31 protein-coding genes are annotated in these 26,379 nt (G+C 69.1%); 12 read left to right on the top strand and 19 right to left on the bottom strand.

What is annotated here, in order from left to right; genetic code table 11:
• Both HHL11_RS12465 and HHL11_RS12460 read right to left on the bottom strand, forming a co-directional pair.
• The gene (locus HHL11_RS12465; RefSeq protein ID WP_169418689.1) at nt 1–990 is read right to left on the bottom strand and encodes a Bug family tripartite tricarboxylate transporter substrate binding protein; all 990 of its coding nucleotides are present in this window, start codon (nt 988–990) and stop codon (nt 1–3) included.
• A gap of 55 nt (nt 991–1,045) precedes the next feature.
• A complete protein-coding gene (locus tag HHL11_RS12460) occupies nt 1,046–1,957 on the bottom strand; it encodes a LysR substrate-binding domain-containing protein (RefSeq protein WP_169418688.1) in 912 nt (303 codons plus the stop codon).
• A gap of 115 nt (nt 1,958–2,072) precedes the next feature.
• On the opposite strand from HHL11_RS12460, the gene HHL11_RS12455 reads away from it, so the two are divergent.
• The gene (locus tag HHL11_RS12455; RefSeq protein WP_169418687.1) at nt 2,073–3,047 is read left to right on the top strand and encodes a tripartite tricarboxylate transporter substrate binding protein; all 975 of its coding nucleotides are present in this window, start codon (nt 2,073–2,075) and stop codon (nt 3,045–3,047) included.
• Between the two features lie 5 nt (nt 3,048–3,052).
• Nucleotides 3,053–3,940, top strand: coding sequence for an amidohydrolase family protein (locus tag HHL11_RS12450; RefSeq protein WP_169418686.1), 888 nt, complete (start codon nt 3,053–3,055; stop codon nt 3,938–3,940).
• A gap of 13 nt (nt 3,941–3,953) precedes the next feature.
• Here HHL11_RS12450 and HHL11_RS12445 read toward each other — a convergent pair whose 3' ends face one another.
• Nucleotides 3,954–4,343, bottom strand: coding sequence for a hypothetical protein (locus HHL11_RS12445; protein WP_169418685.1), 390 nt, complete (start codon nt 4,341–4,343; stop codon nt 3,954–3,956).
• A 152-nt stretch (nt 4,344–4,495) separates the two neighbouring features.
• On the opposite strand from HHL11_RS12445, the gene HHL11_RS12440 reads away from it, so the two are divergent.
• Nucleotides 4,496–4,897 (top strand): OsmC family protein, encoded by a 402-nt coding sequence (locus tag HHL11_RS12440; RefSeq protein WP_169418684.1) that lies wholly within the window; start codon nt 4,496–4,498, stop codon nt 4,895–4,897.
• A 3-nt stretch (nt 4,898–4,900) separates the two neighbouring features.
• Here HHL11_RS12440 and bla read toward each other — a convergent pair whose 3' ends face one another.
• Nucleotides 4,901–5,746 (bottom strand): class A beta-lactamase, encoded by an 846-nt coding sequence (gene bla, locus HHL11_RS12435; protein WP_169418683.1) that lies wholly within the window; start codon nt 5,744–5,746, stop codon nt 4,901–4,903.
• Nucleotides 5,747–5,838: 92 nt separating this feature from the next.
• Between bla and HHL11_RS12430 the strand changes: the two genes are divergently transcribed.
• Complete coding sequence (locus tag HHL11_RS12430) at nt 5,839–6,735, top strand: LysR family transcriptional regulator (protein WP_169418682.1); 897 nt, start codon at nt 5,839–5,841, stop codon at nt 6,733–6,735.
• On the opposite strand, the gene HHL11_RS12425 is transcribed toward HHL11_RS12430, so the two are convergent.
• On the bottom strand, nt 6,626–7,591 hold the full coding sequence (locus HHL11_RS12425; protein ID WP_169418681.1) for a LysR family transcriptional regulator: 966 nt from the start codon (nt 7,589–7,591) through the stop codon (nt 6,626–6,628). The genes HHL11_RS12430 and HHL11_RS12425 overlap by 110 nt on opposite strands.
• Before the next feature lie 98 nt (nt 7,592–7,689).
• Here HHL11_RS12425 and HHL11_RS12420 point away from each other — a divergent pair, with 98 nt between their 5' ends.
• The gene (locus HHL11_RS12420) at nt 7,690–8,451 is read left to right on the top strand and encodes an SDR family NAD(P)-dependent oxidoreductase (RefSeq protein WP_169418680.1); all 762 of its coding nucleotides are present in this window, start codon (nt 7,690–7,692) and stop codon (nt 8,449–8,451) included.
• Here the strand turns inward: HHL11_RS12420 and HHL11_RS12415 are convergent.
• The 6 genes from HHL11_RS12415 to HHL11_RS12390 form a co-directional block, all read right to left on the bottom strand.
• A complete protein-coding gene (locus tag HHL11_RS12415; protein ID WP_169418679.1) occupies nt 8,448–9,281 on the bottom strand; it encodes a hypothetical protein in 834 nt (277 codons plus the stop codon). The two genes, HHL11_RS12420 and HHL11_RS12415, sit on opposite strands and share 4 nt — an antisense overlap.
• A 185-nt stretch (nt 9,282–9,466) precedes the next feature.
• A complete protein-coding gene (locus HHL11_RS12410) occupies nt 9,467–10,678 on the bottom strand; it encodes a hypothetical protein (RefSeq protein ID WP_169418678.1) in 1,212 nt (403 codons plus the stop codon).
• Complete coding sequence (locus tag HHL11_RS12405) at nt 10,678–11,271, bottom strand: hypothetical protein (protein WP_169418677.1); 594 nt, start codon at nt 11,269–11,271, stop codon at nt 10,678–10,680. The genes HHL11_RS12410 and HHL11_RS12405 overlap by 1 nt, the downstream gene beginning before the upstream one ends.
• Complete coding sequence (locus tag HHL11_RS12400) at nt 11,268–12,104, bottom strand: serine hydrolase (RefSeq protein ID WP_169418676.1); 837 nt, start codon at nt 12,102–12,104, stop codon at nt 11,268–11,270. The genes HHL11_RS12405 and HHL11_RS12400 overlap by 4 nt, the downstream gene beginning before the upstream one ends.
• Before the next feature lie 76 nt (nt 12,105–12,180).
• Complete coding sequence (locus HHL11_RS12395; protein WP_169418675.1) at nt 12,181–13,164, bottom strand: EamA family transporter; 984 nt, start codon at nt 13,162–13,164, stop codon at nt 12,181–12,183.
• A complete protein-coding gene (locus tag HHL11_RS12390) occupies nt 13,161–13,532 on the bottom strand; it encodes a hypothetical protein (protein ID WP_169418674.1) in 372 nt (123 codons plus the stop codon). The genes HHL11_RS12395 and HHL11_RS12390 overlap by 4 nt, the downstream gene beginning before the upstream one ends.
• Nucleotides 13,533–13,610: 78 nt before the next feature.
• Between HHL11_RS12390 and nudC the strand changes: the two genes are divergently transcribed.
• A complete protein-coding gene (nudC, locus tag HHL11_RS12385; RefSeq protein WP_169418673.1) occupies nt 13,611–14,438 on the top strand; it encodes an NAD(+) diphosphatase in 828 nt (275 codons plus the stop codon).
• A gap of 21 nt (nt 14,439–14,459) precedes the next feature.
• Here the strand turns inward: nudC and HHL11_RS12380 are convergent, their stop codons facing one another.
• Nucleotides 14,460–15,614, bottom strand: coding sequence for an oxidoreductase (locus HHL11_RS12380; protein ID WP_169418672.1), 1,155 nt, complete (start codon nt 15,612–15,614; stop codon nt 14,460–14,462).
• A gap of 78 nt (nt 15,615–15,692) precedes the next feature.
• On the opposite strand from HHL11_RS12380, the gene HHL11_RS12375 reads away from it, so the two are divergent.
• Nucleotides 15,693–16,088 carry a winged helix-turn-helix transcriptional regulator gene (locus HHL11_RS12375; protein WP_169418671.1) on the top strand — a complete coding sequence of 132 codons (396 nt, stop codon included), beginning with the start codon at nt 15,693–15,695 and terminating at the stop codon, nt 16,086–16,088.
• Here the strand turns inward: HHL11_RS12375 and HHL11_RS12370 are convergent, their stop codons facing one another.
• The 3 genes from HHL11_RS12370 to HHL11_RS12360 form a co-directional block, all read right to left on the bottom strand.
• The gene (locus tag HHL11_RS12370) at nt 16,089–16,544 is read right to left on the bottom strand and encodes a carboxymuconolactone decarboxylase family protein (RefSeq protein ID WP_169418670.1); all 456 of its coding nucleotides are present in this window, start codon (nt 16,542–16,544) and stop codon (nt 16,089–16,091) included.
• Between the two features lie 3 nt (nt 16,545–16,547).
• Nucleotides 16,548–17,492: a tripartite tricarboxylate transporter substrate-binding protein gene (locus tag HHL11_RS12365; protein ID WP_240980062.1), complete on the bottom strand. Its 945-nt coding sequence runs from the start codon at nt 17,490–17,492 to the stop codon at nt 16,548–16,550.
• Nucleotides 17,493–17,651: 159 nt separating this feature from the next.
• Nucleotides 17,652–18,632 carry a LysR family transcriptional regulator gene (locus tag HHL11_RS12360; protein WP_169418668.1) on the bottom strand — a complete coding sequence of 327 codons (981 nt, stop codon included), beginning with the start codon at nt 18,630–18,632 and terminating at the stop codon, nt 17,652–17,654.
• 107 nt (nt 18,633–18,739) lie between these two features.
• On the opposite strand from HHL11_RS12360, the gene HHL11_RS12355 reads away from it, so the two are divergent.
• The 3 genes from HHL11_RS12355 to HHL11_RS12345 are packed head-to-tail and all read left to right on the top strand — an operon-like array spanning nt 18,740 to nt 20,667.
• On the top strand, nt 18,740–19,288 hold the full coding sequence (locus HHL11_RS12355; RefSeq protein WP_169418667.1) for a 4-hydroxylaminobenzoate lyase: 549 nt from the start codon (nt 18,740–18,742) through the stop codon (nt 19,286–19,288).
• A 3-nt stretch (nt 19,289–19,291) separates the two neighbouring features.
• Nucleotides 19,292–20,026 (top strand): nitroreductase, encoded by a 735-nt coding sequence (locus HHL11_RS12350; RefSeq protein WP_169418666.1) that lies wholly within the window; start codon nt 19,292–19,294, stop codon nt 20,024–20,026.
• Complete coding sequence (locus HHL11_RS12345; protein ID WP_169418665.1) at nt 20,023–20,667, top strand: HD domain-containing protein; 645 nt, start codon at nt 20,023–20,025, stop codon at nt 20,665–20,667. Before HHL11_RS12350 ends, HHL11_RS12345 begins: the two co-directional genes overlap by 4 nt.
• A gap of 92 nt (nt 20,668–20,759) precedes the next feature.
• On the opposite strand, the gene HHL11_RS12340 is transcribed toward HHL11_RS12345, so the two are convergent.
• Nucleotides 20,760–21,173 (bottom strand): GFA family protein, encoded by a 414-nt coding sequence (locus HHL11_RS12340; protein ID WP_169418664.1) that lies wholly within the window; start codon nt 21,171–21,173, stop codon nt 20,760–20,762.
• A gap of 176 nt (nt 21,174–21,349) precedes the next feature.
• On the opposite strand from HHL11_RS12340, the gene HHL11_RS12335 reads away from it, so the two are divergent.
• Complete coding sequence (locus HHL11_RS12335; RefSeq protein WP_342593207.1) at nt 21,350–22,321, top strand: Bug family tripartite tricarboxylate transporter substrate binding protein; 972 nt, start codon at nt 21,350–21,352, stop codon at nt 22,319–22,321.
• Nucleotides 22,322–22,337: 16 nt separating this feature from the next.
• Nucleotides 22,338–23,399 (top strand): beta-keto acid cleavage family enzyme, encoded by a 1,062-nt coding sequence (locus HHL11_RS12330; RefSeq protein WP_169418663.1) that lies wholly within the window; start codon nt 22,338–22,340, stop codon nt 23,397–23,399.
• Here HHL11_RS12330 and HHL11_RS12325 read toward each other — a convergent pair.
• The 3 genes from HHL11_RS12325 to hutC are packed head-to-tail and all read right to left on the bottom strand — an operon-like array spanning nt 23,366 to nt 26,373.
• Entirely contained in the window at nt 23,366–24,412 is a 1,047-nt protein-coding gene (locus tag HHL11_RS12325) for an AraC family transcriptional regulator (RefSeq protein ID WP_342593206.1), read from the bottom strand. The genes HHL11_RS12330 and HHL11_RS12325 overlap by 34 nt on opposite strands.
• A 7-nt stretch (nt 24,413–24,419) precedes the next feature.
• Nucleotides 24,420–25,637: an MFS transporter gene (locus HHL11_RS12320; RefSeq protein ID WP_169418661.1), complete on the bottom strand. Its 1,218-nt coding sequence runs from the start codon at nt 25,635–25,637 to the stop codon at nt 24,420–24,422.
• On the bottom strand, nt 25,627–26,373 hold the full coding sequence (hutC, locus tag HHL11_RS12315; RefSeq protein ID WP_169418660.1) for a histidine utilization transcriptional repressor HutC: 747 nt from the start codon (nt 26,371–26,373) through the stop codon (nt 25,627–25,629). The genes HHL11_RS12320 and hutC overlap by 11 nt, the downstream gene beginning before the upstream one ends.
• Between the last annotated feature and the right edge of the window lie 6 nt (nt 26,374–26,379).

Below are 26,379 nucleotides of genomic sequence, written 5' to 3'. Positions count from 1 at the left end.
TCAGACCTTGATGTTGGCTTGCTGGATGACCTGCGCCCACTTGCGGCGGTCATGCTCGAAGACGGCGGCCATCTCCGCCGGCGTGCTGCCGCGCGGCTCGGTCCCCAGCTCCAGCAGGCGCTTGCGCAGATCGGGCTGCGCCATCACTTCGCGCATGGCGGCGCCCAGCACGTCCAGCGCGGCCTGCGGCACGCCCTTGGGTGCGTACACTGCGTTCCAGCCGGTCACTTCGTAGTCCAGCCCCATTTCGCGGGCCGTGGGCACTTGCGGCAGCCACGGGGTGCGCGCGGGCCCGGTGGTGGCGAGGGCGCGCAGTTGGCCGCCGTCGATGCCGCCGCGCAGCGCGGCATAGGACTCGAAGCCGACGTCGATGTCGCCGCGCAGCAGCGCCACCTGCACCTCGCCGGAAGTCTTGAACGGCACCATCACCGCCTGGATGTGCGACGTGGCGCGGAACAGCTCCGCCGACAGGTGCTGCGTGCTGCCCGGGTTGATCGAGCCCAGGTTCAGCGGCCGGCGCGCGCCTTCGGCCAGCAGCGCCTTCAGGTCCTTGAAGGGACTGTCCTTGCCCACCAGCAGGTTGAGGTCGAAGTAGGCCATCGACGACAGCGGCACGAAGTCCGCCTGCGGGTCGTAGGGCAGCTTCAGCAAGGTCTTGGCGATGGTCGTGCCGTTGCTGAAAAGAATCAGCGTGTGGCCGTCATGCGGTGCGCTCAGCGTCGCTTGCGCCGCGACGATGCCGCCGGCACCCGGGCGGTTGTCCACCAGCACCTGCTGGCCCAGCTTCTCGCCCAGTTTCGCAGCCACCAGCCGCGCGGAGATGTCGGCCAGGCCGCCCGGGCCGAAGGGCACGATCAGGCGCAGCGGCTGCGAAGGAAAGCCTTGCGCGAACGCCTGGCCCAGCGGCAGCAGGCTGCCCGCGGCGGCGGCTGCGGCGCCCTGGAGCAGTTGGCGCCGGCGCAGCGCCGGCAGGTGGGGAATGGCTTGCATCGCGGCAGTGTAGGAAGCTGGCGCCGCGCCGGCCAATGAATTGTTCTCACGCGATTCATGGAGCCGGTGCCAGGGCCGCCAGCCGCTCGCGCACCAGGCCGGCCAGGGTTTCCGCGATGAACTGCTCGGGCCCGCGCAGCGGCGCCGGCCCGGGCTTCAGCAGCACCAGCGTGCGCATCACCACCGGCCCGCGCAACGGCACCACGGCCACGCCTTCGTGGCCCGCCCCGGACAGCGCCGGCACGACCGTCACGCCCAGGCCGCCGGCCACCATCTCCAGCGCCATCGAAGTCCGCTGCGCCTCGTACACCCACGGCAGGCGCTCGCGCAACGGCCCCAGCGATTCGTCGATGGTGGCGCTGTTGCCCGAAGGCAGGCTGATGCGGATCAGGCGCTCTGCTTCCAGCTCCGCCCAGTCCACCGCGGGCTTCGCGGCGAGCGGATGCGCGCGCGGCACGACCAGCACGAAAGGCTCCTGCGCGATCGGCTGCTGCGCCAGCGCGTCCGGCACGCTCTGCGCGATGTTGACGCCGAAGGCCGCCGTGCCGGCCTGCACCAGCTCCACGATCTCGCCGGGCGTGCTGTCGAACACGCGGATGCGCAGCCCGGGCAGCGACTGCTGCATGCGCTGCAGCAGCGGCACCAGCAGGCCCGCCGCCACCGTGGGCAGGCAGCCGAAGCTGACCCAGGCCGGCGCGTTCTGGCCGTGCTTGCGCACGACGTCGCAGGACTCCTCCAGCTGCCGCACCGAATTGCGGGCCCGCGGCAGCAGCGCCTCGCCGGCCTGCGTGAGCGAGACGCCGCGCGAAGTGCGCACGATCAGCTGCACGCCCAGGCTGTCCTCCAGCTTGCGCATGCGATGGCTGATCGCCGTCTGGGTCAGGTGCAGCCGGGCCGCCGCCAGGCCGAAGGTGCCGCATTCGACGATGGCCAGAAAGGCCTGGATGCCCAGGAAATCGATTTGCACGCATGTCTCCGTTCGCGGGGATTGTGCCGCTGCGGCCCGGCGGCCCATTCAAAACTTTCATTGGCGCGCTGTCGCCTGCCTTGGTCTACTGGCCGCCCACTGGAGACACTTCGAAATGAGCTTGAGCCTGTCCCGCCGCCGCGCCCTGGCCCTGGGCGCCGGCCTGCTGGCCATCGGCCCGGTCGCCCGCGCCGCCTACCCCGACAAGCCGCTGCGGCTGCTGGTGCCCTTCCCCGCCGGCGGCACCGTCGACACCGTGGCCCGCGCGCTCGGCACGCAACTGTCCAAGGAATTGCACACCGCGGTCGTCGTCGAGAACGTGCCGGGCGCCGGCGGCGCCATCGCCACGCAGCGGGTCGCGTCGGCTGCACCCGATGGCTACACGCTGCTCTTCACGACGCCCAACCACACGATCAACCCCGCGCTGTACGACAAGCTGGGCTTCGACACGGAGCGCGACCTGCGGCCGGTGTCGCTGGTGGCGCAGATCCCGGAACTGCTGGTCGCGCATGCGTCGCAGCCCTATTCCGACTTCGCCGGCTTCGTCGCCTATGCGCGCGCCAATCCCGGCAAGCTCAATTACGCCTCGGCCGGCAACGGCACCTTGCCGCACGTGACGATGGAGCTGCTGCTGCAGCAGCTGCACTTGAAGGTCACGCACGTGCCGTACAAGGGCGCGGCGCCGGCGCTGAACGACTTGCTGTCCGGCGTGGTGGCGGTGAAGATGGACACCATCGCGACTTCGGCGGCGCACATCCACGCGGGCCGCATCAAGCCGCTGGCCATCGCCAGCCTGAAGCGTTCGCCGCTGATGCCGGACGTGCCCACGATCGCGGAGTCGGGGCTGCCCGGCTACCAGGGCATCCTGTGGATGGGCGTCGTCGCGCCGGCCGCGGTGCCGCCCGCGGTCGTCGACACCTTGTACCGCGCCATCCGCGCCAGCCTGGCCGACCCCGCGCTGCAGAAGACGCTGGACGCCGGCGGCGTCGACGCCGTCGGCAGCTCGCCCGCCGAATTCGGCAAGACCATCTCCATCGAACTGCGCCAATGGGCCGAGGTGGTCAAGCACGCCAACATCAAGGCCGGCTGAAAACCATGACGACAGTTTCCACGCAACCGCCGCTGACGCAGCCGCCCGACCCCTATCCCAAGAGGCCCCAGGTGCAGGCACCGGCCGGTGCCATCGACTGCCACATCCACCTGTTCGGGCCGGCCGACCGCCACCCTTTCCACCCGGGCAGCCGCTACACCTCGGCCGATGCCCTGCCCGAGACGAACATCGCGCTGCAGGACACGCTGGGCCTGGCCGGCGCGGTGGTCGTCAGCGGCGGCGGCTACGGCCAGGACACGAGCCATCTCGAAGAAGTGCTGGAGCGCTTTCCCCAGCGCTTCCGCGGCGTCGCGCTGCTGCCCGACGACGTGACGCGCGAGCACGTCGCGCGCCTGGACCGCCTGGGCGTGCGCGGCGCCCGCTTCGTCAGCGCCGGCCACCAGGGTGCGCTGCCGCGGCTGTCGCGGCGCGTCGTCGACCTGGTTGCGGACTACGGCTGGCACGTGCAGTTCTACCCGCATGGCGAAGACCTGCTGCAGAACGCCGACGACCTGCTCGCGCTGCCCACGCCCGTGGTGCTGGACCACTTCGCTGCCATCCCCGCTGCCGACGGCACCGCGCAACCCGCCTTCCAGTGCCTGCAACGGATGCTGGATTCGGGCCGCGTGTGGGTGAAGCTCTCCGGGCCGATGCGCTGCACGCCCGGCGACTATCCCTACGCGCCGGTCACGCCGATCGCGCAGGCACTGGTGCGCCATGCGCCGCAGCGCCTGCTGTGGGGCAGCGACTGGCCGCACGTCAACATGAACGGCCGCCGGATGCCCAACGACGGCGACCTGTTCGACCTGCTGGCCGAGTGGGCGCCCGACGCGGAAACGCGGCGGGCGATCCTGGTGGACCATCCGCGCACGGTCTACGGATTCCAGCCCTAGCTGGAATCCTGCTTCAGCTCTCCCGCCGGAACCAGTCGAGCGGGATCTGGCCGATGTCCCGCCCGGGCTCCATCGTCACGACGTCGCCGCCGATGTCCTTGCTCCAGCAGCCGGAATAGCGCCGGCTGCCCTGCACCACGTCATAGGCGCGCGCCTTGGTGACGCCTTCGGTTTCCAGGGCGCGCGTGAATTCCTCGGAGGCGCAGGGGCGGTCGGTGAGACGCAAGGTCGCGGAGCCGCTGCGCCAGACCAGGCCGGGCACCGCGTCGGAAGGCATCTGCGCCGGGTTGGCGGCGGCCGGCGCGCGCTGCAGCGGCCGGGCGGGAGGCGCGTGCAGCGCCATGGCGGCGGCCGCAGCTGCGGCCATGGTCATCGCGGCGGCAGAGGCGATCAGGATGCGCATGCGTTCTCCCGGTGTTCGACAAACGGAAGAATGCAAACCCCGTGCCTGCGGCAGCGTCAGGCGCTGCTGCGCCAGCCGGCAGGCGGCAAGCTCTTCCCGGGATCGGAAAATGCTGCCGTGGAGCTGGGCGCGCCCGGGGCGACAATGCCGCCATGCCTGAAACCGCCCAGACCATCATCGCCCGCTCCCAGCCCGACACGACCGCCGTTGCGCTCGAAGCCGGCACGGCCCGCTGGAGCGCCGACCTCGCCCAGGCCGCCGGCGGCGCGGGCGAGGCCCCCACGCCGCACGAGCTGCTGGATTCCGCGCTCGCCGCCTGCACGCTGCTCACGCTGCAGCTCTACGCCAAACGAAAGCAGTACCCGCTGGCCAGCGCCGAAGTGCGCGTGCTGCGCGACGAATCGGCCGAGGTCTACAAGCTGCACCGGCAGGTGACGGTGCACGGCGACCTCGACGAGAAGCAGCGCGCCGACCTGCTGCGCGTGGCCAACGCCTGCCCGATCCACAAGGCGCTGGAGAAGCGCTTCGAGATCACGACCGCGCTGGACGCCTGAGGCCTAGCTTGCGCTCGTCACGCGGCGCGCGACGGCTGCAATCGCGCCTTCGCGCTCGGCCTCCGGCGCCTTCGTCGTCGTGAGGTAGGTGACGACGATGACCGGCTTGCCTTGCGGCGGCCAGAAGATGCCGACGTCGTTGGTCGTGCCGCGCGCACCGGTTCCCGTCTTGCTGCCCATGCGCCAGCCGGCAGGCAGGTCGGCGCGCAGGCGCTTCTGGTTCGTCTGCGTGCCTTCCAGCCAGGTGGCCAGCAGCTTGCGGCTGCTCTCCGAAAGCGCATGGCCAAGCAACGCCGCCTGCAGCAAGCCGGCCATCGCGCGCGGCGAGGTCGTGTCGCGCGGGTCGCCCGGACGCGCTTCGTTCAAGGCCGGCTCCCACCGGTCCAGGCGCGTCACCTTGTCGCCCAGGCCGCGCGCAAAAGCGGTCAGGCCCTGCGGACCGCCGAAGCTGGCCAGCAGCAGGTTGGCCGCCGTGTTGTCGCTGAGCGTGATGGCGGCTTCGCAGAGCTGCGCGACCGTCATGCCCTGGTCCACATGCTTCTCGGCGACCGGGGCGTACGAGAGCAGGTCCTTGCGCGTGTAGCGGATCACCCGGTCCAGCTTTTCCTGGCCACGGTCGACGCGCTGCAGCACGTGCGCGGCGGCCACCCACTTGAAGGTGCTGCACATCGGGAAGCGTTCGTCGAGGCGATTGCCGTCGATGCGGCCATCGGACTGCAGCACGGCGATGCCCATGCGGCCGCCGGACCCGGCCTCGATCGCGCGCCAGGAAGCAGGTTGCGCCAGCGAGGGCAGCGCGAAGCCGGCCGCTGCGGCCGCGAGATGAAAGCTGAAATTGCGTCGGTTCACTGTGTCTCCATGAAAGCGGACGGACTGTATCGAGCCGGACGCACTCCGCGCAAACGATGATTTCGTGCGGCAAATAAAAGAAAATCTTGGCCATGAGCCTGCCGTTGAATGCCTTGCGCGCCTTCGAAGCCTCCGCGCGCCACCTGAGTTTCACGCGCGCCGGGCTGGAACTGAGCGTGACGCAAGCCGCCGTCAGCGCGCAGGTGCGCAACCTGGAGGCCCGCCTGGGCGTGCCGCTGTTCCGCCGGCTGCCGCGCGGCCTGGTGCTCACCGACGAAGGCCAGGCCTTGCTGCCGGTCCTCAGCGAATCTTTTGGCCGGCTGGGGACGATGCTCGACCAGTTCGGCAGCGGCAACTACCGCGAGCCGCTGACGATCGGCGTGGTCGCCACCTTCGCCATCGGCTGGCTGGTGCGGCGCCTCGAAGCCTTCCAGCGCGAGCATCCGTTCGTCGACCTGAAGCTCATGACGCACAACAACAAGGTGGACCTGGCCGGCGAAGGGCTGGACTTCGCCATCCGCTTCGGCGACGGCAGCTGGCACGGCACACACGCAGAGCCCTTGCTGGCCACGCCGCTGACGCCGATGTGCACGCCCGCGATTGCCGCCCGCCTCACCGCGCCGGTGGACCTGGCCAGCGAAGTGCTGCTGCGCTCCTATCGCAACGATGAGTGGCGGAGCTGGTTCGCGGCCGCCGGCGTCGACGATTGGCCGGGTCCCTTGCGCGGCCCGGTCTTCGATTCGTCACTGGCGCTGGCCGCCGCCGCCGCGCAGGGCATCGGCATCGCGCTGCTGCCGGCCTGCCTGTTCCAGCACGAGGTGGACGCCGGCCGGCTGGTGCGGCCGTTTGCCTTCGAGGCGCACACGGGCCGCTACTGGCTCACGCGCCTGCATTCGCGCCTGCCTTCGCGCGCGATGCTGCAGTTCCAGCAGTGGCTGCAGCGGGAACTGGGCCCGGCGCCTGCAGCCGCTCCGCCACCCAATCGATGAACACGCGCACCCGCGGCGCCAGCTGCCGGTGGTGCGGGTACATCACGGCCACCGGCATCGGCGGCGGCGGGAACTTCGGCAAGGCCTCCACCAGCTCGCCGGAATCCAGGTAGCGCTCCAGCCGGTAGCGCGGCGCCTGGATGAAGCCCAGGCCCTGCAGGCAGCAGGCGGTGTAGGCCTCCGTGCTCGTGACGGAGATGCGGCCCTTCAGCGTGACGGCCTGCGCCTTGCCCTTCACCGTGAACTCGAAGGGCGAGTGCTTGCCGGTCGCCGTCGACAGGAAGTTCACCGCCAGGTGGTTGCGGAACTGCTCGATCGTGCGCGGCATGCCGTGCGCTTCGATGTAGCTGCGGCTTGCGCAGGTCACCGTCGGCATCGTGGCCACGCGGCGCGACACCAGTCCCGCATCACGCGGCTCGCCCGCGCGCACCACGCAGTCCACGCCTTCGCGCAGGAGATCCACCAGGCGATCCGTCGCGCCGATCTCCAGCTCGATGCCCGGGTAGCGCGCGCAGAACTCGCCCAGGTGCGGGAACAGGAAGGCCGAGCCGATGGCGGTGGACATGTCCACGCGCAGCCGGCCACTAGGCTTGGCCGCGGCTTCGCCGAGGAAGGACTCGGCGGCCTCCACCTCGTTCAGCACGCGGTGGCAGCGCTCGTAGTAGGCCTGCCCCTCCAGCGTGGGGCTCACGTGCCGGGTGGTGCGGTGCAGGAGCCGCACGCCCAGGCGGCGCTCCAGCTGCTGCAGCGAATAGGTGGCGGTTGCACGCGGCAGGTTCAGGTCCTCGGCGGCGGCAGTGAAGCTGCCCAGGTCCACGATGCGCGTGAACAGCCGCATGACGTCGATGCGGTCCATGTTTGTTGGCCATTATTGAACAATCCTGGCAATTGGCGAGCATTGATCCGATGGGCAAGGGCGCCGACCATCTGCACCTCACCGAAAGGAACCCACAGATGGAAACCGGAAAGATCGCCCTCGTCACCGGCGGCAGCCGCGGCCTGGGCCGCAGCATGGCCCTGCACCTGGCCCGCGCCGGCCACGACGTCATCGTCACCTACAAGAGCCGCGCCGACGAGGCGGCGGAAGTGCAGAAGCAGGTCGAGGCGCTGGGGCGCCGCGCCGCGGTGCTGCCGCTGGACGTCGCCGACGTGCCGTCCTTTCCCGCCTTCGCGCAGCGCCTGGCCGAGGTCCTGGAAAGCCGATGGCACCGCAAGCACATCGACTTCCTCGTCAACAACGGCGGCTTCAACGGCCAGGGCAAGCTGGGCGAGACGCAGGAAGCCGTGTTCGACGCGCTGGCCCACGTCCACTTCAAGGGCGTCTACTTCCTGACGCAGCAACTGCTGCCGCAGCTGCAGGACGGCGGCGGGATCGTGTGCGTTTCCTCCGGGCTGACGCGCATCTCCATCCCTGGCTACGCGCCGTATGCCGCGATGAAGGCGGCCGTCGAAACGCTGGTGCGCTACTGGGCCAAGGAGCTCGGGCCGCGCCGCATCCGCGTGAACGCGATCGCGCCGGGCGCCATCGCCACCGACTTCAGCCGCGAGGTGTACGAGGCCAACCCGCAGCTGCCGGTGATGGTGGCCCAGAACACGGCGCTCGGCCGCATCGGCGAGGCCGAGGACATCGGTCCCGTCGTCGCCTTCCTGTGCTCCGAAGCGGCGCGCTGGGTCAACGCGCAGCGGCTGGAAGCCAGTGGCGGGCAGATGATCTAGGTCGGCATCTCGGCGCCCTCGAGCAGCCCCGGTTCTTCGGCCGTCTCCGGCGCGGCCCGGAAGCGCCGGACCGCCATGCGATGCAGCTCCAGCCAGACCACGCCGGCGGCCACCAGCGTGAGCCCGGCGCCGATGCACTTCAGGACCAGCCGCATGCGGTCGACCCGGGAGTTCGCGTCGCGGATCTCGTGGTCCGCGGCGATGAGGGTCTGCGAGGTGCGCCGTTCGACGTCCAGAACCGCCGCCAGCTCCCTGCGCGCGGCTTCCAATTGCGCCATCGCGGTGGCGGCGTCGGAGCGCGCCTGGCGCAATTCCTCGGTCGGCGGCGCCTCCGGCTTCGGCACGCTGGTTTCGGGCGGCATGGGCGGGGGAAAGAGCGGCTCGCTCGGCGCCATCAACGCGACCGGCTTCGGCCGCGGCTTGACCGCGAGCTCGGCGCGCCGCGTGGCTGGCTCGGGCACCGGCGGACTCTTGGCCACCGGCACGCCCGTTGCCATGACGAACTTGCGTGTCACCGCCTTGGCGCCGCAGCCGACGCGCACATCCACCGTGACCGGCTGCGCATCCACGCGCGAGCGCGAAGTGACCAGCAGGTTGCGCTTGAGGCCCTGCCCCTGCACATGCAGCACCATGGGCGCGGGCGCGCTGCCATAGCGCACGCCGGCGCTGGCGCAGGCGCGCTCCGTGGGCGCATCGACCGCGAACGGGATGTTCACCGCGAGCGGGTGCCCGGGGACCGGCGCGCCCTTGATCGGGCCCACCGTGGTGGCCGACGCACCCGCCGCGAGAAACAACAGCCCGAGCAAACTGACGTTGGAACACCGCGCCATTTCGCCTCCTCTGCCAGCCCGCAACACAGGGCTCGTCGGCAGCCATGCTGCGCCGGGCAAGCCCTGCAATTCAACGGACCGGATGTAAGAGGACGGCACAAGGCGTCAGTCGTCGAGCCGCAGGCGTGTAAACCGTTACGACTTTGATGGCGTTGCGTCCGACCGGCCCCGCATCGACGGCGGCATCAAGCGGGACTGAGCTCCCAGTCGTCGAGATGGGGGATGAGGTCGTCGATGGCGATCACCTCGCGATGCTGGTCCTCGCCTTCGAACACCACCGCCGACCAGCCACTCATGCCCACCGGGCGCAGGCAGGCGCCGTTCATGCGCAGCTGCCGGCCCGACACGGCATGCATCACGACCCGCTCGTAGCGCGAGCGCGCCAGCTGCGCGGGCGGCGCGCGTCCGTCCCAGGCGCAGAGGCTGCCGACGTGCTCGTAGGCCGGCGGGCGGGCGTCCAGATCCAGCAGCGAGGCGCTGCGCCCGCGCATGACAGCGCGGATCAGGCGCGAGCTGGATGGGTCCGCAATGCGGTGGATGGCGCGCCAGAAGTGGCGCACGGTCTGGCCGGCCATGGCGCGCAGGCTCAGTTCCCCGTCGTGCTCCGTCTGCCACTGGTCACGGTCGATGTCGCAGGTGGACGGGTTCTCCGGATAGCAGCTGAAGCGCGCCAGCCAGCCCTTGCGCGAGGTGTGGGGCATGGGCTGGAAGCCGCTGATCACGGGGATGCCGCGCCTGGCCAGTTCGCCCGGCTCATACGATGGCCAGGTCATCACCTCGCGCACGACGGCCACGATCACGGTCGCCGCCGCGATCATCAGCGCCGGCTCCGGCGTGAAATCGGAAGTGATCTCGATGCGACCCGGGCGCGGCCGCACGCCGACGCCCGTGGATTGCCGGTTGGTCGCCAGCAGCATCACGGGCGCGGGAAGGATGAAAGTGAGCAGGCGCGCGAGCTTCTCGATGCTGCGCCCGTTGGCCGGCTCGTCCGGCGGCAGCTCGAAGGACACGTTGTAGTGCGCGCTGAAGCCGACGAGCCGCGTTTCGCGGCAGTTGCGCGCATCCCAGGCATCCAGCTCGCCGCGGACGAACTGCAGCGCTTCCCACAGCGAGCGCCCGGCCCGCGCCGCGCAACCGCGCTCGATCTCCACCACTGGCGTCGCCACTTCGATGACGCCCGTGTCGAAGTACACCGCGCCCCCGGTGGGCAGGTGATACGAGGTGCCCTGGCGGTGCATCAGCTCACCGCGGATGAAGTCGCGCGGGCTGCCGAACAAGTCCTCCGGCCGCGTGGGTTCGCCATCGAGCATCAGGGAGCACTCGGCTTCCAGGCCCATCGCCGCGAGGCGCAATTGCTCAGGCGCGGAAGGTTTCGCCAGCTTCTTCGGGTCCGCCATCAGGCTGCTCCCTCGGTGTGCGCCGGGTCGAACACCGTGTAGCCGAGGTCTACGTGCAGGTGGTCGTCCGCCTGGCCGTCTTCGATGCCGTAAGGGCGCACCCATACGCCGGGAATGACGCGGCGCGCGATGGCCGCGTGCTTCTCGATCTCCTCGCGGTTGTCGAGCCAGCTGTCGCCGATGCGGTAGATGTTGGCCGCCGTGCCCCAGCAGTGGCGCGAAGCATGGCGGCTCATCGCGTGCCCCGGCGAGCGGTAGCCGCCGTTCGCGGCCACGTAGACATAGGTCCCGAGTTCCAGGCGCAGCAGTTCGAGCGCGCCCGCCAGCAGCAGCACGGCGCATGGAATGAAGCGCGGAAAAGAGCGCAGCGGCGGCGCTTCGCGCACGTCGACGCTGATCAATTCCGACAAGGTGAAATGCGGCGTCAGCACCGTCTCGCGCGCCTGCTCCCAGGAATCCACCCGCAGGAAGGACGAGGGCAGCGCATGCGCGCCTCCGGTCCGATCGCGCAGCGTCTCGCCGGGCCGCAGCACCGGCCGCAGCTCGGGCGGCAGGTCGTCGGCGCGGACCAGGGGCAGCGGCAGCACGCTCATTCCCTGCGCCCCGTCATCGACTGGTAGACGGCCCGCGAGATGCGCGCGATCGTCTCCTGCCGGCCATTCACCTCCGGCGCCCATTCGGTGAGGATGACGACCACGTAAGCATCGCGGCCGTCCAGGTAGACGATGCCGGCGTCGTGCGCGATGGTGGAGATTTCGCCGGTCTTGTGGGCAACCCGCGCGTCCTCCGGCAGGCCGGCGGGGATGCCGCTGCGAAAGCGCTGCTGGTGCAGGATGTCCAGCATCGCCTTCGAGGCCTCGGGGGAGATGGCGTCGCCATCCTCGATGAGGCGGAAGGCATCGCAGAGGCCGGCCGCGGTCACGCGGTTGTTGAGGCCCGCCTCCCACGCCACCTCGTCTTCCACGCCGCGCTGCAGGTCGATGCCGCCCAGGCGCAAACGCGCGAGCGACGCACGCGCAGCCTCGACACCGACCAGATCGAGGAGCAGGTTGGTGGCGAGGTTGCTGCTGGTCGCGATCATGTGCCCGGCCAGCTCGTGCACGGTCAGCATGCGCCCGAGCGCAGCATGGACCTCCGCGTTGGCATCGCGCTCCTCCGCCACCCGGAACGGCCGGCCGTCAACCACGCCGAGGAAACGGTTGCGCACGTGCACGCGCGAGTGCGGCTCGAAGCGGTGCTCTTCGATCGCCGCGCACACAGCCAGCAGCACCGGCACCTTGATGGTGCTGGCAGCGTGGAACCAGCGGTGGGCGTTGAGCGACCAGGTCGTGTGGTGCTCGAAGTCGTAGGCCGCGACCGCGATGGCCGAGGCACCAGCTTCTTCGCCTATCCTGAGCACGGTGTCGCGGAGCGTTGCCTCGGTCATGCGTCCAGAGCCTTGTCTGGCTCGAGAGTCGCATGGCCGCTGCCGGGCAGCGGCAGGGCAAGGCCGCGAGGCGGCATCAGCCGGAGGCTGAAAGGCTCCGTTCAGGCGCGGGCCGCGCAGCCGCGCCAACCGCGCGCGTCACCAGCGTGATGCCGCCGCAGACCAGCACCAGCGCGACCAGGTTCTTCCATTCGAGCACCGACTCGCCCAGGAAGATCGCCGACAGCCCCGCGCCGAACACCGGGATCAGGAAGTTGAACACGGCCACCAGCGACACCGGGTTGTGCTTCAGCAGCACCGTCCACAGCGTGAAGGCCACGGCGGACAGCAGCACCATGTACGCCATCAAGGCGACGGCCTGCCAGCTCCAATGCACCAGGCCGCCGCCGGTGACCCGGCCGACCAGCAGCAGCAAGGCGCCGCCGATGGCCAGCTGCGCGCCGGTCATGAAGACCGCATCGAAGCGCTGCGACAGCCACTTGCCGTAGATGGAAGCCGCGGCCAGCACGAAGGCGGCGATCACGACGAAGCCTTCGCCCAGCAGCGTGAAATCGAACTCCGCCAGCTGCGGGCTGACGTTGACCACCAGCACGCCGGCGAAACCCACCAGGCAGCCCAGCGCCTTGCGGTGCGTGAGCCGCTCCTGCCGATAGATGAAGTGCGCGAGCAGCACGCTGAAAAAAGTGCCGGTCGCGTTCATGATCGAGCTCTTGACGCCGGTGGTGTGGGACAGCCCGATGTAGAAGAAGACGTACTGCAAGGCCGTCTGCGTCGCGCCGAGCAGGAACAGCGAACCCACGTCGCGCGGCGAGCGCACGCCCGGGCGCCGGCCGGTGGCCGCGGCGACCACCAGCAGCACGAGGCCGGCGAGCAGGAAGCGCCAGCCCGCGAACAGCATCTTGCCGCCCAGGTCGTCCGGCGCGATCTGCAGCAGCGCATAGCCGCCCTTGATGGCCGGATACGCACTGCCCCACAACAGGCAGCACAGCGTCGCCAGCGCCACCACCACCAGCGGACGCGAGAAGAAGGAAGCGGTTTGAGAAGCGGAAGGACGGCTCACGCGACTTCCACGCAATCCGAACCGCAGGCGCCGGGAGCTGCCGGCTGGCGAGGCGCGGCCGGCCGATGCAGCACCGCGCGCGCAGGCGTGATGCGCAAGGCGCCGTCCGCCGCGACGACCTTCCCATCGACGATCAGCGAATAATCCGCCTCCGTTTGCGGCGGCCACACCAGGGCCACCTCGGGCCGTTGCGAGGCGTTTTCGCGGGTGCGTCGCCCCGGCTCGTCGACGACCAGCTCGCCGTCCTGCAGCACGGGCGTCACGGCGACGACATGCGGCGCGCCGCGCTCGCTGGACGTCATCAGATAGGCAAAGCGATAGCGCCCCATGACTTCCGCCAATTGGGGCAGATCGACAGGAATGCTCATGGCCGGGTCCTCGTGGATCGAATGCAAAGGGAAAGCGTACCCGACTTCGGGTGGCCACTCGCTCCGTATGATGATCCCATGCTCATCACACCCTCGCATTTCGTCCCGCTGCACGCGCCACAGCCGGGCGCCCAGGAGCACATCTTCGTCTTCCGCGGCGGCGCCCTGCTGGTCCGCGAATCGGACCTGGCCTTGCCCGACGAGGCCGCGTGCCTGGCGCTGGGCGTATCACTGGCGGAATCGCGCGCGGTCGGCCTGCTGGGCCAGCACTATTGCCGGGCCGTGTGGGTGGACGCCAGTTTCACGGAGCCCGTTGCCGGCTTCACCTTCCGGCCCCTGCGTTCGCTGTTCGGCGCAATCGACGACCACCTGGCGGCGGTGGCGGGCCGAGCCTTCCAGATCGCCGAGTGGTCCCGCACGCATCGCTTCTGCGGCGCCTGCGGCGGCACCATGGAGGCGTTGGCCGGCGAACGCTGCATGCGCTGCACCCGCTGCGGCCACGCGGCCTATCCCCGCATCTCGCCAGCCATGATGGTGCTGGTGAAGAAAGGCGACGCCATCCTGCTGGCCCGCAATTCGGCATCGCCCAATCGCCGCTTCAGCGCCTTGGCTGGCTTCCTGGAGGCGGGCGAGTCGGTCGAGGATGCGGTGCACCGCGAGGTGTTCGAAGAAGTCGGCCTGCGCGTGCGCGACCTGCGCTATTTCGGCAGCCAGTCCTGGCCCTTCCCGCATTCGCTGATGATCGCCTTCACCGCGGAGTGGGAGAGCGGCGAGATCGTGGTGGACGGCGAGGAGATCGCCGAAGCGCGCTGGTTCGGGCCGGGGGATGCGCTGCCGGAGTTTGCAACGGGGGTGTCGATTTCGGGGGAGTTGATCCGGGGGAATCTGCCGCGGCGGACGCCTTAGCGTCCGCCTCGCCCGCAAGGCTCAACGCGCTCCTGCTTGAGCCCCGGCATACCGCGCAAAGTCGGTGAACCCCACCTCGCCCCGCCGCGTGTAGTAAGTCGAGCGGTCCGCCTCCGTCAGCGGCCAGCCTTTCTTGAGCCGTTCCGGCAGGTCGGGGTTGCCGATGAAAGGCCGCCCAAACGCGATCAAGTCCACGAGCCCGGTCTTGAGCGCGGCCTCTGCGCCGTCGCGGCTGTTGAAGCCGCCGGCCCAGATGAGGGTCCCCGGGAAGCTCGCGCGGACCTTCGCCAGCAACGCGTGATCGAGATGGCGTGCCTGGAAGACGGCGGTCTCCATGTTGCCGGTGGGCATCAGCTCGTAGATCAGGTGCATGTACGCGGCGCCGCGGCGACCCAGTTCCTTGGCCAGGTACAACAGCGTCCCCTCGACGCCCGGGTCAGCAGGCATGGAGTTGAACAGGCCGAACGGAGACAGGCGGACGCCGACGCGCCCGGGGCCGAACTGGCGCACGCCGGCGTCGACGACTTCCATCAGGAACCGGGTGCGATCGTGGAGGCTGCCGCCGCCGTAGCGGTCGGTGCGCGTGTTGAGCACGGGGTTCATGAACTGCTCGAACAGGTAGCCGTTGGCGGCGTGCAGTTCCACGCCGTCAAACCCGGCGGCACGCAGGTCCGCGAACGCATGGGCGAAGGTCCCGACCAGGTCCGAAACCTCCTGCGTCGCGAGCTTGCGAGGCGCGCCGGCGCGCATGTAGCCCAGGACACCGTTGGCGTCGTGCGCGAACACGTCGGAGTTTTCAGCCCGCTGCTCGGTCACGCCCCAGGGGGCTTCGCCATTGGGCATCATCGACGGATGCGCCATCCGGCCCACGTGCCAGAGCTGCGCGAAGATGGTCCCGCCTTGGCGATGGACCTCCTCCGTCACCAGGCGCCAGCCCTTGCGCTGCGCCTCCGTGTAGATGCCGGGCGTGCAGGCGTAACCCTTGCTGGACGGCGCCACGTCGATGGCCTCGCTGATGATCAGGCCGGCGCTTGCCCGCTGGCCATAGTAGGTAGCCATGAGCGCATTGGGGACGTCGCCAGGGGACGTTCGCGTGCGGGTCATGGGCGCCATCACAATTCGGTTCTTCAGGGCAACGGCGCCGCCAAGCAAGAGGGATGAAAACAGGTCTGTCACGGGACTTTCTCCAAGGGATGCGAGGCCTGGAGATTAGGTAGCGAAGCGCGCGGAATCTACACACCGATTGGTCAGTACATGAAGGTCATCAAACACCTGCGAGGCTTGCCGCTCGAACGCGCGTTGGGCATCCTGTCCGGGCGCTGGAAGGCCGTCCTCCTGGACGTGCTGGCGACCGGCCCGCAGCGCACGAATGACCTCGAAAAGCGCATTGCCGGCCTGTCGCAAAAGGTGTTGATCGAGCAGCTGCGGGCGCTGGAGGAACATGGCCTGGTCGAACGCCGGCCCGTGGCCTCCAGCCCGCAAGGCGTCGAGTACCTGCTCACGCCGCTGGGAGAGAGCTTGCTGCCCTTGCTGCAGTCGCTGATGGCGTGGGGAACCCATCACGCCACCGAAGTCGGCGAGACGCACAGGCTGCTGCCATGCGAGGCCGTCGTCCGGGGCCGCTCCGCCTTGGCCGGCAAGCCGGACTGACTACTTCGAGGAAACCGCCGCCGGCGTGCTGCGGAAGCTGATCGCCATGCGGTTGTAGCTGTTCATCACGCCGATGGCGAGGGTGAGGTCCACCAGTTCGCGCTCGTCGAAGACGTCGCGTGCGGCATCGAAGTCCGCGTCGGGTACGCCCGTGTCGGCGACGCGCGTCACCGACTCCGCCCAGGCCAGGGCGGCCTGCTCACGCGGATCGAACAGGTCCCCGGCTTCGCGCCAAGCCTGCAGCAGCGCGATCTTTTCCACGGGGACGCCTCGCTTCAGCAGGTCCCGCGTGTGCATGTCGAGGCAGTACGCGCAGTTGTTGATCTGCGAGACGCGCAGGTAGACCAGGTCCACCAGGACCGGCGAGAGGCTGCTTTGCGCGGTGTAGCCGTAGGCAGCACCGAGAGCCTTCATTCCCGCGGGAGCGAGCTGGTTGTAGTCGAGGCGCTGGCTCATCGATCACTCCTCCGAACGGAAACCGGACGCACGCACGACCGGCGCCCAGGCGTCACGCTCTCGCTGCAGCTGCCTCGCGTACTCGCCCGGCGGCATGGTCACCGTTTCCAGCCCGACCTCCGCGAAGGCGCGCTGCAACGCCGGGTCCTTGCTTGCCGCCACGATGGCGGCATACGTCGCCTGGACGACGCCGTCCGGCGTGCCAGGCGGCGCGAAGATGCCGTAGTTCTCGGCACCCCGGACCTTCGGAAAGCCCTGCTCGATGAAGGTCGGAACCTTGGGCAGGAAAGGCGAGCGCTTCTCCCCGGAGACGCCGAGGATCCGGAGCTTCCCTTGCTCCAGGTAAGGCAGGAAGTCCGCGACAAACCCGAGGTAAGCGGGAATCTGCCCGCCGATGAGGTCCTGCATGGCCGGGGCGGACCCGCGGTAGCCGATGTGCTGCAGCTTCAGGCCGGCCGCCTCGGACAGCTGGTAGCCGAGGAAATGCGCGAACGAGCCGGCGGCCGGCGACGCATAGCTGGCGGCCCCAGGGAAACGCCGCACCCACTCGACGTACGACTTCACGTCCGTCACGCCGGGAGGCGCCGCATTGCTCACTGCGAACGCGCAAGTGGCGGCCACCAGCGGCGACACGGGCAGCAGGTCCGCGACCGGGTCGTACATCAGGCGCGAGTACACATGCGGGTAGATGGTGAGAGCGGAAGCGTGCGTGCACAAGAGCGCGCTTCCGTCCGGCCGTTCGCGCTTCAGCTGGCTGCTGGCGATGCGGCCCGCCGCTCCCGCGCGGTTGTCGACGATGTAAAGGTGCCCCTGCTTGCGCCACGCTTCGGCCAGCTGGCGTGCCGTGGTATCCAGCGTGCCGCCGGCGGGGTAGCCCACCAGCAACTTGCCCACGCCAGCCGCCTGGGAGAAGGATGGAGCCAGCCAGCTGGCCGCTGGCAGTGTCATGGCCAACCGCGCAAACGCGCGACGATTCATTGCATTCATTCCGCACCTCACACACTTGAAAACTCGAAGTGGCGGAATGATGGTGGGTCGCGGCGCCCGGGAGAACTGAAGTCTTTGCAAGCACGCGATGCACGCCGTGCACTTCACTGCCGGCAACTGTCAGGCGAGCGCCTCCTCGGCGACGCGAGCCGTCCCGGCCACCAGCTCACGCAGCCACGCGTGACCTGCATCGTGCTCGTCGCGGCGATGCCAGACCGCGCGGATCGTGGAGGCCTCGGCCTGGTACGGAGCTTGCCGGCGCAGCAGTTCGCTGTTCTTGACGAGCGCCACGGCCAGCGAGGCGGGGACGATCGACAGCATGTCGGTGTCGCGCAGGAGCTCCGGGATCGCCAGCGAATGCGGCACCGTAACCCGCGCACGCGGCCTTTCCTGTTCACGCTGCAGCGCCTCTTCCAGGGCCTGGCGATCGAACATCTCGGACTGCCGGGCCAGACCGCGCTCCAGGATGAAGCCACCCACCGCGCCCTCCTCCTGCCCGCCGACGGAGACCGTCACCAGCGGGTACTTCGCCATGTCCCGCAGCGTGAGCTTGCGGCGCGCCGCGGGGTGGCCGCGCCGCATCAGCACGGCTTCGCCCTGCGACATCAGCGTGCGCGAGTTCAGCCGGCTGGGCACCTGCGCGAAGATGCCGATCGCGAGGTCGATCCGTCCAAGGTCGATCTGCTCCGCCAGATCGAGCCGCGTCGAGGGCCGGATCACGAGGTCCACGCCAGGCGCAGCCTGCTGCAGTTCGCGCGTGAGCGGTGCAATGATGACCGCGGTGAGGTGGTCGTTGGCGGCGATCACGAAGCGCCGCGTAGACTCGCCCGGCACGAACTTCTCCGTGCCCAGCGTCGCCTCGATGCGCCGCAAGGAATCGCGCAGGACCGGCGCCATGGCCGTGGCGCGGCCGGTCGGCACCATGCCCTTGCCCGTTCGCATGAAGAGCTCGTCGCCCACCAGCTCGCGCAACCTCGCAAGCGCATGGCTCACCGCCGATTGGGTGAGGTTGAGCCGCTTGCCTGCGAGGACCAGGTTCCTTTCCTCGTAGACGGCGTCGAAGACCTTGAGCAGGTTGAGGTCCGTGCGGCCGATACTCATGATTGCCCTCTCGCCATGAACGGCATGCATTATGGGCTTGCAGAAGCATCAGTTCCCTTCAACGCGGGCCGCGACCATGATTCGCCGCACCACACCGCGAGAAGCCCATGACCACCGAACCCTCCATCCATGGACCCGAGGCGCTGATCGCGCGCTCGATCCCCTTCCTCGAAGAAGTGAAAGACATGACCGCAAGCACGGAGGTCGAGCGCTGGCTGAACGAAAAGTACGGCCCGGGCAGCGAGCTCTACCAGGCCTTGTCGGCCCTCGTGCAGATGGGGGTCCAGGAAGGCTGGGCCGCGAACGTGGAGATCGACGGTCCGGCCTACCGCCGCAGCCGCATCGCCGAACCGAGCGAGCGCACCCTGCACTTCAGCATCACCGCGGTGTACATGGACAGCACCGGCAACCACCAGGGCCATCCCGACCGCCGCTTTCGCGGCCAGTACCACGGGCACCCCTACGGCGAGTTCAACCTGGTCGTGCCGCTCACTCCCGGCGCAGCCCTGAACGGTCCCAACGGATGGTGCTACGGTGGCTGGACCGCGCCCGCTCCCGGCAGCCAGCACTATCCGGAAGCCAAGGACGGCGCCGTCATCGCCCTGTTCTTCCTGCCCTCGGGCCGGATCTCCTACCACGCGGCGCCGCAGGAGTAGACGATGGACAACTCCGTACGTGATTGGGGCCAGGAAGCCATCGCCCGCTGCGTGTCCACGGTCATGCGCTCGCGCCACGCGGTGCGCGCGTTCAAGCCGCAGCCGCTGGACCGGAAACAGGTGGAGGACATCCTCGCCGACGCTGCCACGGCGCCGAGCGGCGCGAACATCCAGCCATGGCGGGTGTACGTCGTCAGCGGCAGCGTCAAGGACAAGCTTGGCGATATGCTGCTCGCAGCCTCACGGGCCGGCAACCTGCCGGCGCCGGCCCACTTTCCGGATCCGCTGCCGGATGTGTTCCGCGCGAGGCTGCAGGACTTCGGAGCGCGCTACTACGCTTCCCTCGACATCGACCGCACGGACGCCGCCGCGCGCGCCCGCCAGTCCGAGCGCAACCTGTCGTTCTTCGGTGCGCCAGTGGGTCTCCTCTTCGCGATCGACCGCCGCCTGAAGCCGCACAGCTGGATCGACCTCGGCATGTTCGCGCAGAACGTGATGATCGCTGCGAGGGCGCGAGGCATCGACACCTGCCCCCAGGTCTCCTTTGCGCCTTTCCATGAAGTCATTGCGGAGCAACTGCACTTGCCGCCCGAGGAAGTGGTGGTCTTCGGCATGTCCATGGGCTACGGCGACCCGCAGGCACCGGTGAACCAGCCTGCGATGCCCCGCGAGAGCGTGGGCGACTTCGCGCAGCTGCTTGGTTTTCCCGAACATCATCCACCGATGGAGAAGCCATGATTCCCAACGAAGTCTCCGGAATCCGCATTCCGGACAGCCAGCTCGCCCGCGAGCTGACCCAGTTCGTTCGCGACACCGAAAGCGACCTGCTCTATCACCACTCGCTGCGCGTCTATTGCTGGGGCGAGCTGGCTGGCCGCCGGGCAGGCTTGCAGTTCGATGCCGAACTGCTCTACGCGGCGTCCATGTTCCACGACATCGGCCTCACCCCGCACTACGGGAACAGCCAGCTTCGCTTCGAAGTGGACGGCGCGAATGCGGCACGCGACTTCCTGCGAAGCCACGGCATTGCTGAAGGCGACATCGAGACGGTCTGGAACGCCGTGGCGCTCCATTCGACACCCGGCATTCCGCAGTTCATGAAGCCGGAGATCGCGCTGGTCCAGGCGGGCGCGGGCATGGACGTTGCGGGCCGCGGCTACGACCAGTTCACGGACGCGGAGCGCCAGGCCGTCCTCGCCGCATTTCCCCGCGAAGCCGATTTCAAGAACGGGATCATCGACGCCTTCTACCAGGGCATGAAGCACCGCCCGGACAGCACTTTCGGCACCTTCAACGACGACTTCCTCGCCTGCAAGGAGCCGCACTTCCACCGCGTCGACATGTGCGCCGTGATCCATGCCTCGAAGTGGCATGGGTGAGCTCGACTGAGCCCTGAAACTCAGGGCTCGCTCCAGGCGCGCGCGTCGGCAGCACGTTCGCGCCGAGCGCGGGAGAGCGATCAAGGAAGCCCTCACCTAGGCGGCATCTTCTCGAAGCGGGGCAAGGCCGGGTCCAGGTGCTCCCAGTCATGGGCACGCATTGCGTAAGTCACCGCCTGTGGCTGGAAGCGACCGGGGTCGTCCAGGCTGGCCGCGTGCACGGTGAACAGCTCCGGCATCGCGGCGAAGGTCATCGAGACCGGTGAACCGCAGGTCGGGCAGAACGCCCGCGTCTTCACGTTGCCGCTGTCGGCCACCATCTCCCAGTGCGTCGACTGGCCGCGCTGCACCACGCCAGCCCGCGCGAACGTCAGGTAGGAGCCGTGGCCGGTGCCGCTCTTGTGCTGGCAGTCCAGGCACTGGCAATGGTTCTGGAAGACCGGTTCGCCCGCAATCTCGTAGCGCAGGGCGCCGCACGCGCAGCCGCCGGTGTAAGGGTGTCCCATGGTGATGTCCTTTCTTCGTCGGGAAGGACGCCAATGTAGGAACAAGCGCGCGCGGGGTGGGAGTAACAGTTCTGTCGCGAAAACCGGATGTCCCAGATTGGCAAATCCATGTCCCAGAAAAGCAAGTTCCAAGACCAGTGACGCCAGATACTGCCCCGAACGGCAAGGAGACAAAAGTGAACCTGCAGCAATTCGGACGGCGTACCGCCCTGGCCCTGATCGCGTCGTCAATGTCGCTGAGCGTCTTCGCGCTGGGCGAAAAGCCCTTGAAGGTGATCGTGCCGGCGCCGCCGGGCGGCACGGTGGACATCGCCGCCCGCGTCATCGGCCAGAAGATCTCCGAGGACATCGGCCGGCCCGTCGTCATCGAGAACCGCGCCGGCGCCACCGGCTGGATCGGCCTCGGCGCCATGATGAAGGCCGAGGCCGACGGCAACACCATCGCCATCGGGCCCAACAACATGCTGGTGGAAGCGCCGCAGGTGATGAAGGTCCCCTACGACCCGCTCAAGGACATCGTCTCGCTGGCGCGCGTGGCCCTCACGAGCTATGTGCTCGAGTCGTCCGCGGACTACCCGGCCAAGGACTTCACTGGCCTGGTCGCGCACCTGAAGGCGCAAAAGGGCAAGACTTCCTTCGCCAGCTACGGCGCCGGCACGGTGTCGCAGTACTCGGGCCTGATCTTCAGCAACCGCGAAGACCTGGACATGCAGCACGTGGCCTATTCCGGTTCGCCGCCGGCGATCCAGGCCATGCTGGGCGGCCAGGTCGACATCATGTTCGACGGCATGGTGGCCTCGCTGCCCTTCATCAAGAGCGGCAAGCTGCGCGCCTATGCCGTCTCCGGCAAGAAGCGCTCGCCCTACCTGCCCGAAGTGCCGACCATGACCGAGCTGGGCTTCCCCGAAATCCAGTTCCAGGGCCAGCTGTGCTTCTACGGCTCCAGCAAGCTGCCGCCCGAGGTGGTGGCGAAGCTGCAGGAGACCATCAAGAAGGCGGCCAGCACGCCGGCCATCCAGCAGCGGCTGTTCGACGCCGGCCTGGAGCCCGACGTGAGCGTCGACTCCTCCGCGCTGCTCGCCGAGAACAAGGCGCTGTCGCAGCGCAACGCCGCCATCGTCAAGAAGTTCGACATCCGCGCCAACTGACCCCAAGGACCCCACCATGAACTTCCTCGACGGCCACCTCTACCCCGAGAACCAGCAGCCGCTGATCATCACCGCCGCGCCCTACGCGCCGGGCTGGATCCCTTCGGACTTCCCCGAAGACATCCCCATCGCGATGAAGGACCAGATCCAGAAGGCCGTGGATTGCTACGAAGCCGGCGCCACCGTGCTGCACCTGCACGTGCGCGAAGCCGACGGCAAGGGCAGCAAGCGCCTGTCGAAGTTCAACGAGCTGATCGCCGGCGTGCGCGAACGCGTGCCGGAAATGGTCATCCAGGTCGGCGGCTCCATCAGCTTCGCTCCTGAAGAAGGCCAGGCGGCCAAGTGGCTGAGCGACGACACGCGGCACATGCTGGCCGAACTCGACCCGAAGCCCGACCAGGTCACCGTCACCGTCAACACGACGCAGATGAACGTGACCGAACACGCCGGGCTGGACGACTTCCGCGGCGTGTCACGCGGCTTCCCGGAGTACTACGAGGCCTACCGGAACATGATCGTGCCTTCGAACCCCAGCTGGGTCGAGGAGCACATCCGCCGCCTCACGGCCGCCGGCATCCAGAGCGAGTTCCAGTGCTACAACATCAACAGCTTCGAGACCATCGAGCGGATGATCCGCCGCGGCGTCTACAAGGGCCCGCTGGTGATGAACTGGGTGGCCATCAGCGGCGGCATGGACCAGGCCAACATCTACAACCTGGCCAACATGCTGCGCGCGGTGCCGGACGGCGCGGTGCTCACGGTGGAAAGCTCGGTGCTGAACGTTCTGCCGATCAACATGATCGGCATGGCCCTGGGCCTGCACGTGCGCTGCGGCATCGAGGACGTGCTGTGGAACCAGCAGCGCACCGGCAAGATGAGTTCGGTCGAACAGATCAAGCAGCTGGTGCGCATCGCCGGTGAATTCGGCCGCCCCATCGCGACGGCGCAGCAGGCGCGCGAGATCCTGAAGATCGGCGTGTTCTACGACACGGTGGAAGAGACGCTGCAGGCCAACGGCTTTGCGCCCAACCGCAACGGCGGGCATCAAGGCTTCCTGCGCAAGCCGGCGATGGCCTGATCCCGGCCGGCCTGGCTTCGCCACTCCGAGGCGCTGCAGCCGAACACGCCGCGGAACCAATGGCTGAAGCCGGTGGGCCTGGCGAAACCCAGCAGCGCGGCCACCTCGCTGATCGGCAGGTCGCTTTCGCGCAGGTGGCGCTTGGCCAGGTCCGAACGCACCTGGTCCAGCAAACGCATGAAGGTGAGGCCCTCCGCATCGAGCCGGCGATGCAGGGTGCGGCGGTCGACGCGCAGCAGCCGCGCCACCTCCGCCGCGGTGCAGGTGCCATTGGGCAGCAGCGCCAGCATCACCTGCCGGCAGCCTTGCTGCGCACTCGGGCTGCGGTCGACGCCGAGGTCCGCTTCCAGGAACTTCCTGGCGTAGCCCGCAGCCACTTGGTCGCCGGATTCGCGCGGCATCGACAGGTCGCTCGCCGAGCAGACCAACCCGTTGAACTCCTGGTTGAACTTGGGCGTGCGGCGAAAGAACGCGCGGTGCGCGGAAACGTCCTGCGGCGGGCGGTGCGCGAAGCACACCTCCTGCGGCCGCCACTGCGGGCCGATCAATTCGGCCAGGATCCGGAACATCGTGCCCACCGCCAGTTCCTCCGACTGCCGCATCGACAGGCCGGGCGTCGGCTGCAGGTCTTCGCGAATGATCACGACGCTGCCGGCGTCTTCCACGAGGATCGTCAGCGACGCGTTCACCAGCCTCAAGTAGCGGCAAAGCGTGTCCAGGGCAGCGCGCGGCGTCGGATCCTCGCGCATCACCAGGCTGACCGGCCCCAGGGTGGAGAGCCTGCGGGGCGCCGCCAGCCGCAGTGCGAAATCCTCGACCTGGGTGGCGCGGGCGGTGATCTCCAGCAGCTCGCGCACGGCGTCGCGCGGCACCAGCATCTCGGAATCTTCGAGCAGCTTCGCCTTCAGGCCCACGCTGCGCAGGAAGGCGTTGGGGTCGCGGCCGAGCGAGCGGACCAGGTCGACGTAGCCGTTCAGGCTGCCGCTGCGCACGAAGTCCGAGCCGTGTTTCACGGCCGCATCATCGCACCCGCCGCACCGCCTGTTGCGCGCTGGCCAGCCCGGCCCCCGCCACGCCGGCATTCAGCCAGAAGATGGGCAACACGCCCAGCACGCCGATCGCCGAGCCGAAGAACAGCGGCATCAGCACCGACGAACAGTTGCCCAGGAAATAGCGCAGGCCCAGCGCCTCGCCGCTGCGCGAGCGCGGCGTGGCCGCGTGCAGCAGCGACAGGATGTTCGGCTGGCTCAGGCCGATGGACACGCCCAGCAGCAGCGCCAGCACGATGAACAGCGCCGGCGCACGCACCAGCGGCAGCAGCACGAACATCGCCACGATGCCCACCAGCGAGGCCCGCACGTTGTGCCACTCGGGGAAACGCACGGCCAGCGTGGGCGTCAGCGCGCGGCTGATGAAGATGCCCAGCGCGAAGGCCGACGAGATCGTGCCGACGAGGGAGGCCGAGAAGCCGAGCCGCGTGCCGACCACCGGCAGCATGATGACGAACAGGTCCCAGCTGGCGGAGATGGTCAGGCCCACGAGCAGCAGCTGGCGCAAGCGCGGGCGCCGCAGCAGGTCGAACAGGCCGCGCACGGCCACCTCGGACCGGCGCGGCTGCGGCAGCTCCTGCGGCTCGGGCACGGTCTGGCCCAGGCGCGTGAAGACCAGCAGCAGCGTCACCAGCGTGCACGCCGCCGTCACCAGCAAGGCCACGCGGAAACCGAAGGCGTCGATCAGCACACCCGCCAGCGCCGGGCCGAGCGTCGCCGAAGTCGCGAAGCCCAGGCCCAGCCAGCCGAAATTGGCCAGCCGCTGGCGGCTCGACGCCGCATCGCCGGCGGACGCCGCCGCGTGCAGGCCCGCCATCGAGACGAGGTTGTAGCCGATGCCCACCAGCAAGGCCATGGCGAACAGCGAGGGCACCGACAGCCACAGCACCGGCAGCCAGGCGCCGGCCAGCACCAGCAGCGTGCCGCGCTGCATCACCCGCCGCGCGCCCACGCGGTCGATCCAGCGGCCCGAACGCAGCGAGGTGCAAAGCGGGATGAAGGCGAACAGGCCCATGAACACGCCGGCCCACAGTTCGCCGGCGCCCGAGCGCAGCGTGTAGAGCGACCCCGACAGACGCCCGCCGGAAAGCGCCAGGTGCGAAGTGAGGTTGACCAGGATCAGCGTGGGCAGGGGCGCGGCAAGGCGCCACCAGGGCGGTGTCGCGCTGGCCACGCCTTCAGCCGGCATGCAGGCTGCCACTCGGGCGGAAGCGGCTGCCCAGGCGATAGCGCGAGGCCGGATGCCAGCAGCGCACCATGGTCACCACCTGCTCCTGCATCCAGGTGCGCCGCGTCAGCAGCAGGCAGGGCTCGGCCTGCTGCATGGCGAGCTGCAGCGCCTGCTCCGGCGTCGGCAGCACCGCGTCGACGACGTGCTCGATCTGGTCGAAGGGCACGTTGCGCCGCAGGTACTCGCCGGGGGGTTCGATCGAGAAGTCCTGGTCCAGGAAGGCCGGCGCCATGCGCGCGTTGACGTAGCGGTCCTCCAGCTGCACCGGGATGCCGTTCTCGAAGTGCAGGCACACCGCGTGGAACACCGGCTCGCTGGGTGGCAGCTCCAGCCAGAAGCCGACGTCAGGCGGCGCCGCCAGCCGCTGGCGCGCCAGCGTCTGGCAGCGGTACTCGTGCCCGCGGGCGCGGATCTCCTCCGAGATGACGCCGAGGTGCACCAGCGTCGACTGCGGCTTGTTCTCGGCGACGTAGCTGCCCACGCCCTGCACGCGCACGATCAGCTTCTCGGCCACCAGCTCGCGCAGCGCGCGGTTCACCGTCATCCGCGAGATGCCCAGCTGGTCGACCAGTTCGTTCTCCGAGGGCAGGCGGTGGCCCGCGGGCCAGTCGCCGCTCTGGATCCTGCGCACCACGTGGTCCTTGACCTGCGCGTAGCGCGCGGGCGAAGTCTCCAGCGCGTCGGTGCGCTTCATGCTGCT

It is taken from the genome of Ramlibacter agri, assembly GCF_012927085.1.
GTDB lineage: Bacteria > Pseudomonadota > Gammaproteobacteria > Burkholderiales > Burkholderiaceae_C > Ramlibacter > Ramlibacter agri.
This window is presented reverse-complemented; position numbering and strand designations above follow the sequence as displayed.

Coding starts and splice junctions, on each gene's coding strand:
- HHL11_RS12465 (WP_169418689.1), bottom strand. CDS start 990: ATGCAAGCCATTCCCCACCTGCCGGCGCTGCGCCGGCGCCAACTGCTC.
- HHL11_RS12455 (WP_169418687.1), top strand. CDS start 2,073: ATGAGCTTGAGCCTGTCCCGCCGCCGCGCCCTGGCCCTGGGCGCCGGC.
- HHL11_RS12450 (WP_169418686.1), top strand. CDS start 3,053: ATGACGACAGTTTCCACGCAACCGCCGCTGACGCAGCCGCCCGACCCC.
- HHL11_RS12445 (WP_169418685.1), bottom strand. CDS start 4,343: ATGCGCATCCTGATCGCCTCTGCCGCCGCGATGACCATGGCCGCAGCT.
- HHL11_RS12440 (WP_169418684.1), top strand. CDS start 4,496: ATGCCTGAAACCGCCCAGACCATCATCGCCCGCTCCCAGCCCGACACG.
- HHL11_RS12430 (WP_169418682.1), top strand. CDS start 5,839: ATGAGCCTGCCGTTGAATGCCTTGCGCGCCTTCGAAGCCTCCGCGCGC.
- HHL11_RS12425 (WP_169418681.1), bottom strand. CDS start 7,591: ATGGACCGCATCGACGTCATGCGGCTGTTCACGCGCATCGTGGACCTG.
- HHL11_RS12420 (WP_169418680.1), top strand. CDS start 7,690: ATGGAAACCGGAAAGATCGCCCTCGTCACCGGCGGCAGCCGCGGCCTG.
- HHL11_RS12415 (WP_169418679.1), bottom strand. CDS start 9,281: ATGGCGCGGTGTTCCAACGTCAGTTTGCTCGGGCTGTTGTTTCTCGCG.
- HHL11_RS12410 (WP_169418678.1), bottom strand. CDS start 10,678: ATGGCGGACCCGAAGAAGCTGGCGAAACCTTCCGCGCCTGAGCAATTG.
- HHL11_RS12405 (WP_169418677.1), bottom strand. CDS start 11,271: ATGAGCGTGCTGCCGCTGCCCCTGGTCCGCGCCGACGACCTGCCGCCC.
- HHL11_RS12400 (WP_169418676.1), bottom strand. CDS start 12,104: ATGACCGAGGCAACGCTCCGCGACACCGTGCTCAGGATAGGCGAAGAA.
- HHL11_RS12390 (WP_169418674.1), bottom strand. CDS start 13,532: ATGAGCATTCCTGTCGATCTGCCCCAATTGGCGGAAGTCATGGGGCGC.
- nudC (WP_169418673.1), top strand. CDS start 13,611: ATGCTCATCACACCCTCGCATTTCGTCCCGCTGCACGCGCCACAGCCG.
- HHL11_RS12375 (WP_169418671.1), top strand. CDS start 15,693: ATGAAGGTCATCAAACACCTGCGAGGCTTGCCGCTCGAACGCGCGTTG.
- HHL11_RS12370 (WP_169418670.1), bottom strand. CDS start 16,544: ATGAGCCAGCGCCTCGACTACAACCAGCTCGCTCCCGCGGGAATGAAG.
- HHL11_RS12365 (WP_240980062.1), bottom strand. CDS start 17,492: ATGACACTGCCAGCGGCCAGCTGGCTGGCTCCATCCTTCTCCCAGGCG.
- HHL11_RS12360 (WP_169418668.1), bottom strand. CDS start 18,632: ATGAGTATCGGCCGCACGGACCTCAACCTGCTCAAGGTCTTCGACGCC.
- HHL11_RS12355 (WP_169418667.1), top strand. CDS start 18,740: ATGACCACCGAACCCTCCATCCATGGACCCGAGGCGCTGATCGCGCGC.
- HHL11_RS12350 (WP_169418666.1), top strand. CDS start 19,292: ATGGACAACTCCGTACGTGATTGGGGCCAGGAAGCCATCGCCCGCTGC.
- HHL11_RS12345 (WP_169418665.1), top strand. CDS start 20,023: ATGATTCCCAACGAAGTCTCCGGAATCCGCATTCCGGACAGCCAGCTC.
- HHL11_RS12340 (WP_169418664.1), bottom strand. CDS start 21,173: ATGGGACACCCTTACACCGGCGGCTGCGCGTGCGGCGCCCTGCGCTAC.
- HHL11_RS12330 (WP_169418663.1), top strand. CDS start 22,338: ATGAACTTCCTCGACGGCCACCTCTACCCCGAGAACCAGCAGCCGCTG.
- HHL11_RS12320 (WP_169418661.1), bottom strand. CDS start 25,637: ATGCCGGCTGAAGGCGTGGCCAGCGCGACACCGCCCTGGTGGCGCCTT.
- hutC (WP_169418660.1), bottom strand. CDS start 26,373: ATGAAGCGCACCGACGCGCTGGAGACTTCGCCCGCGCGCTACGCGCAG.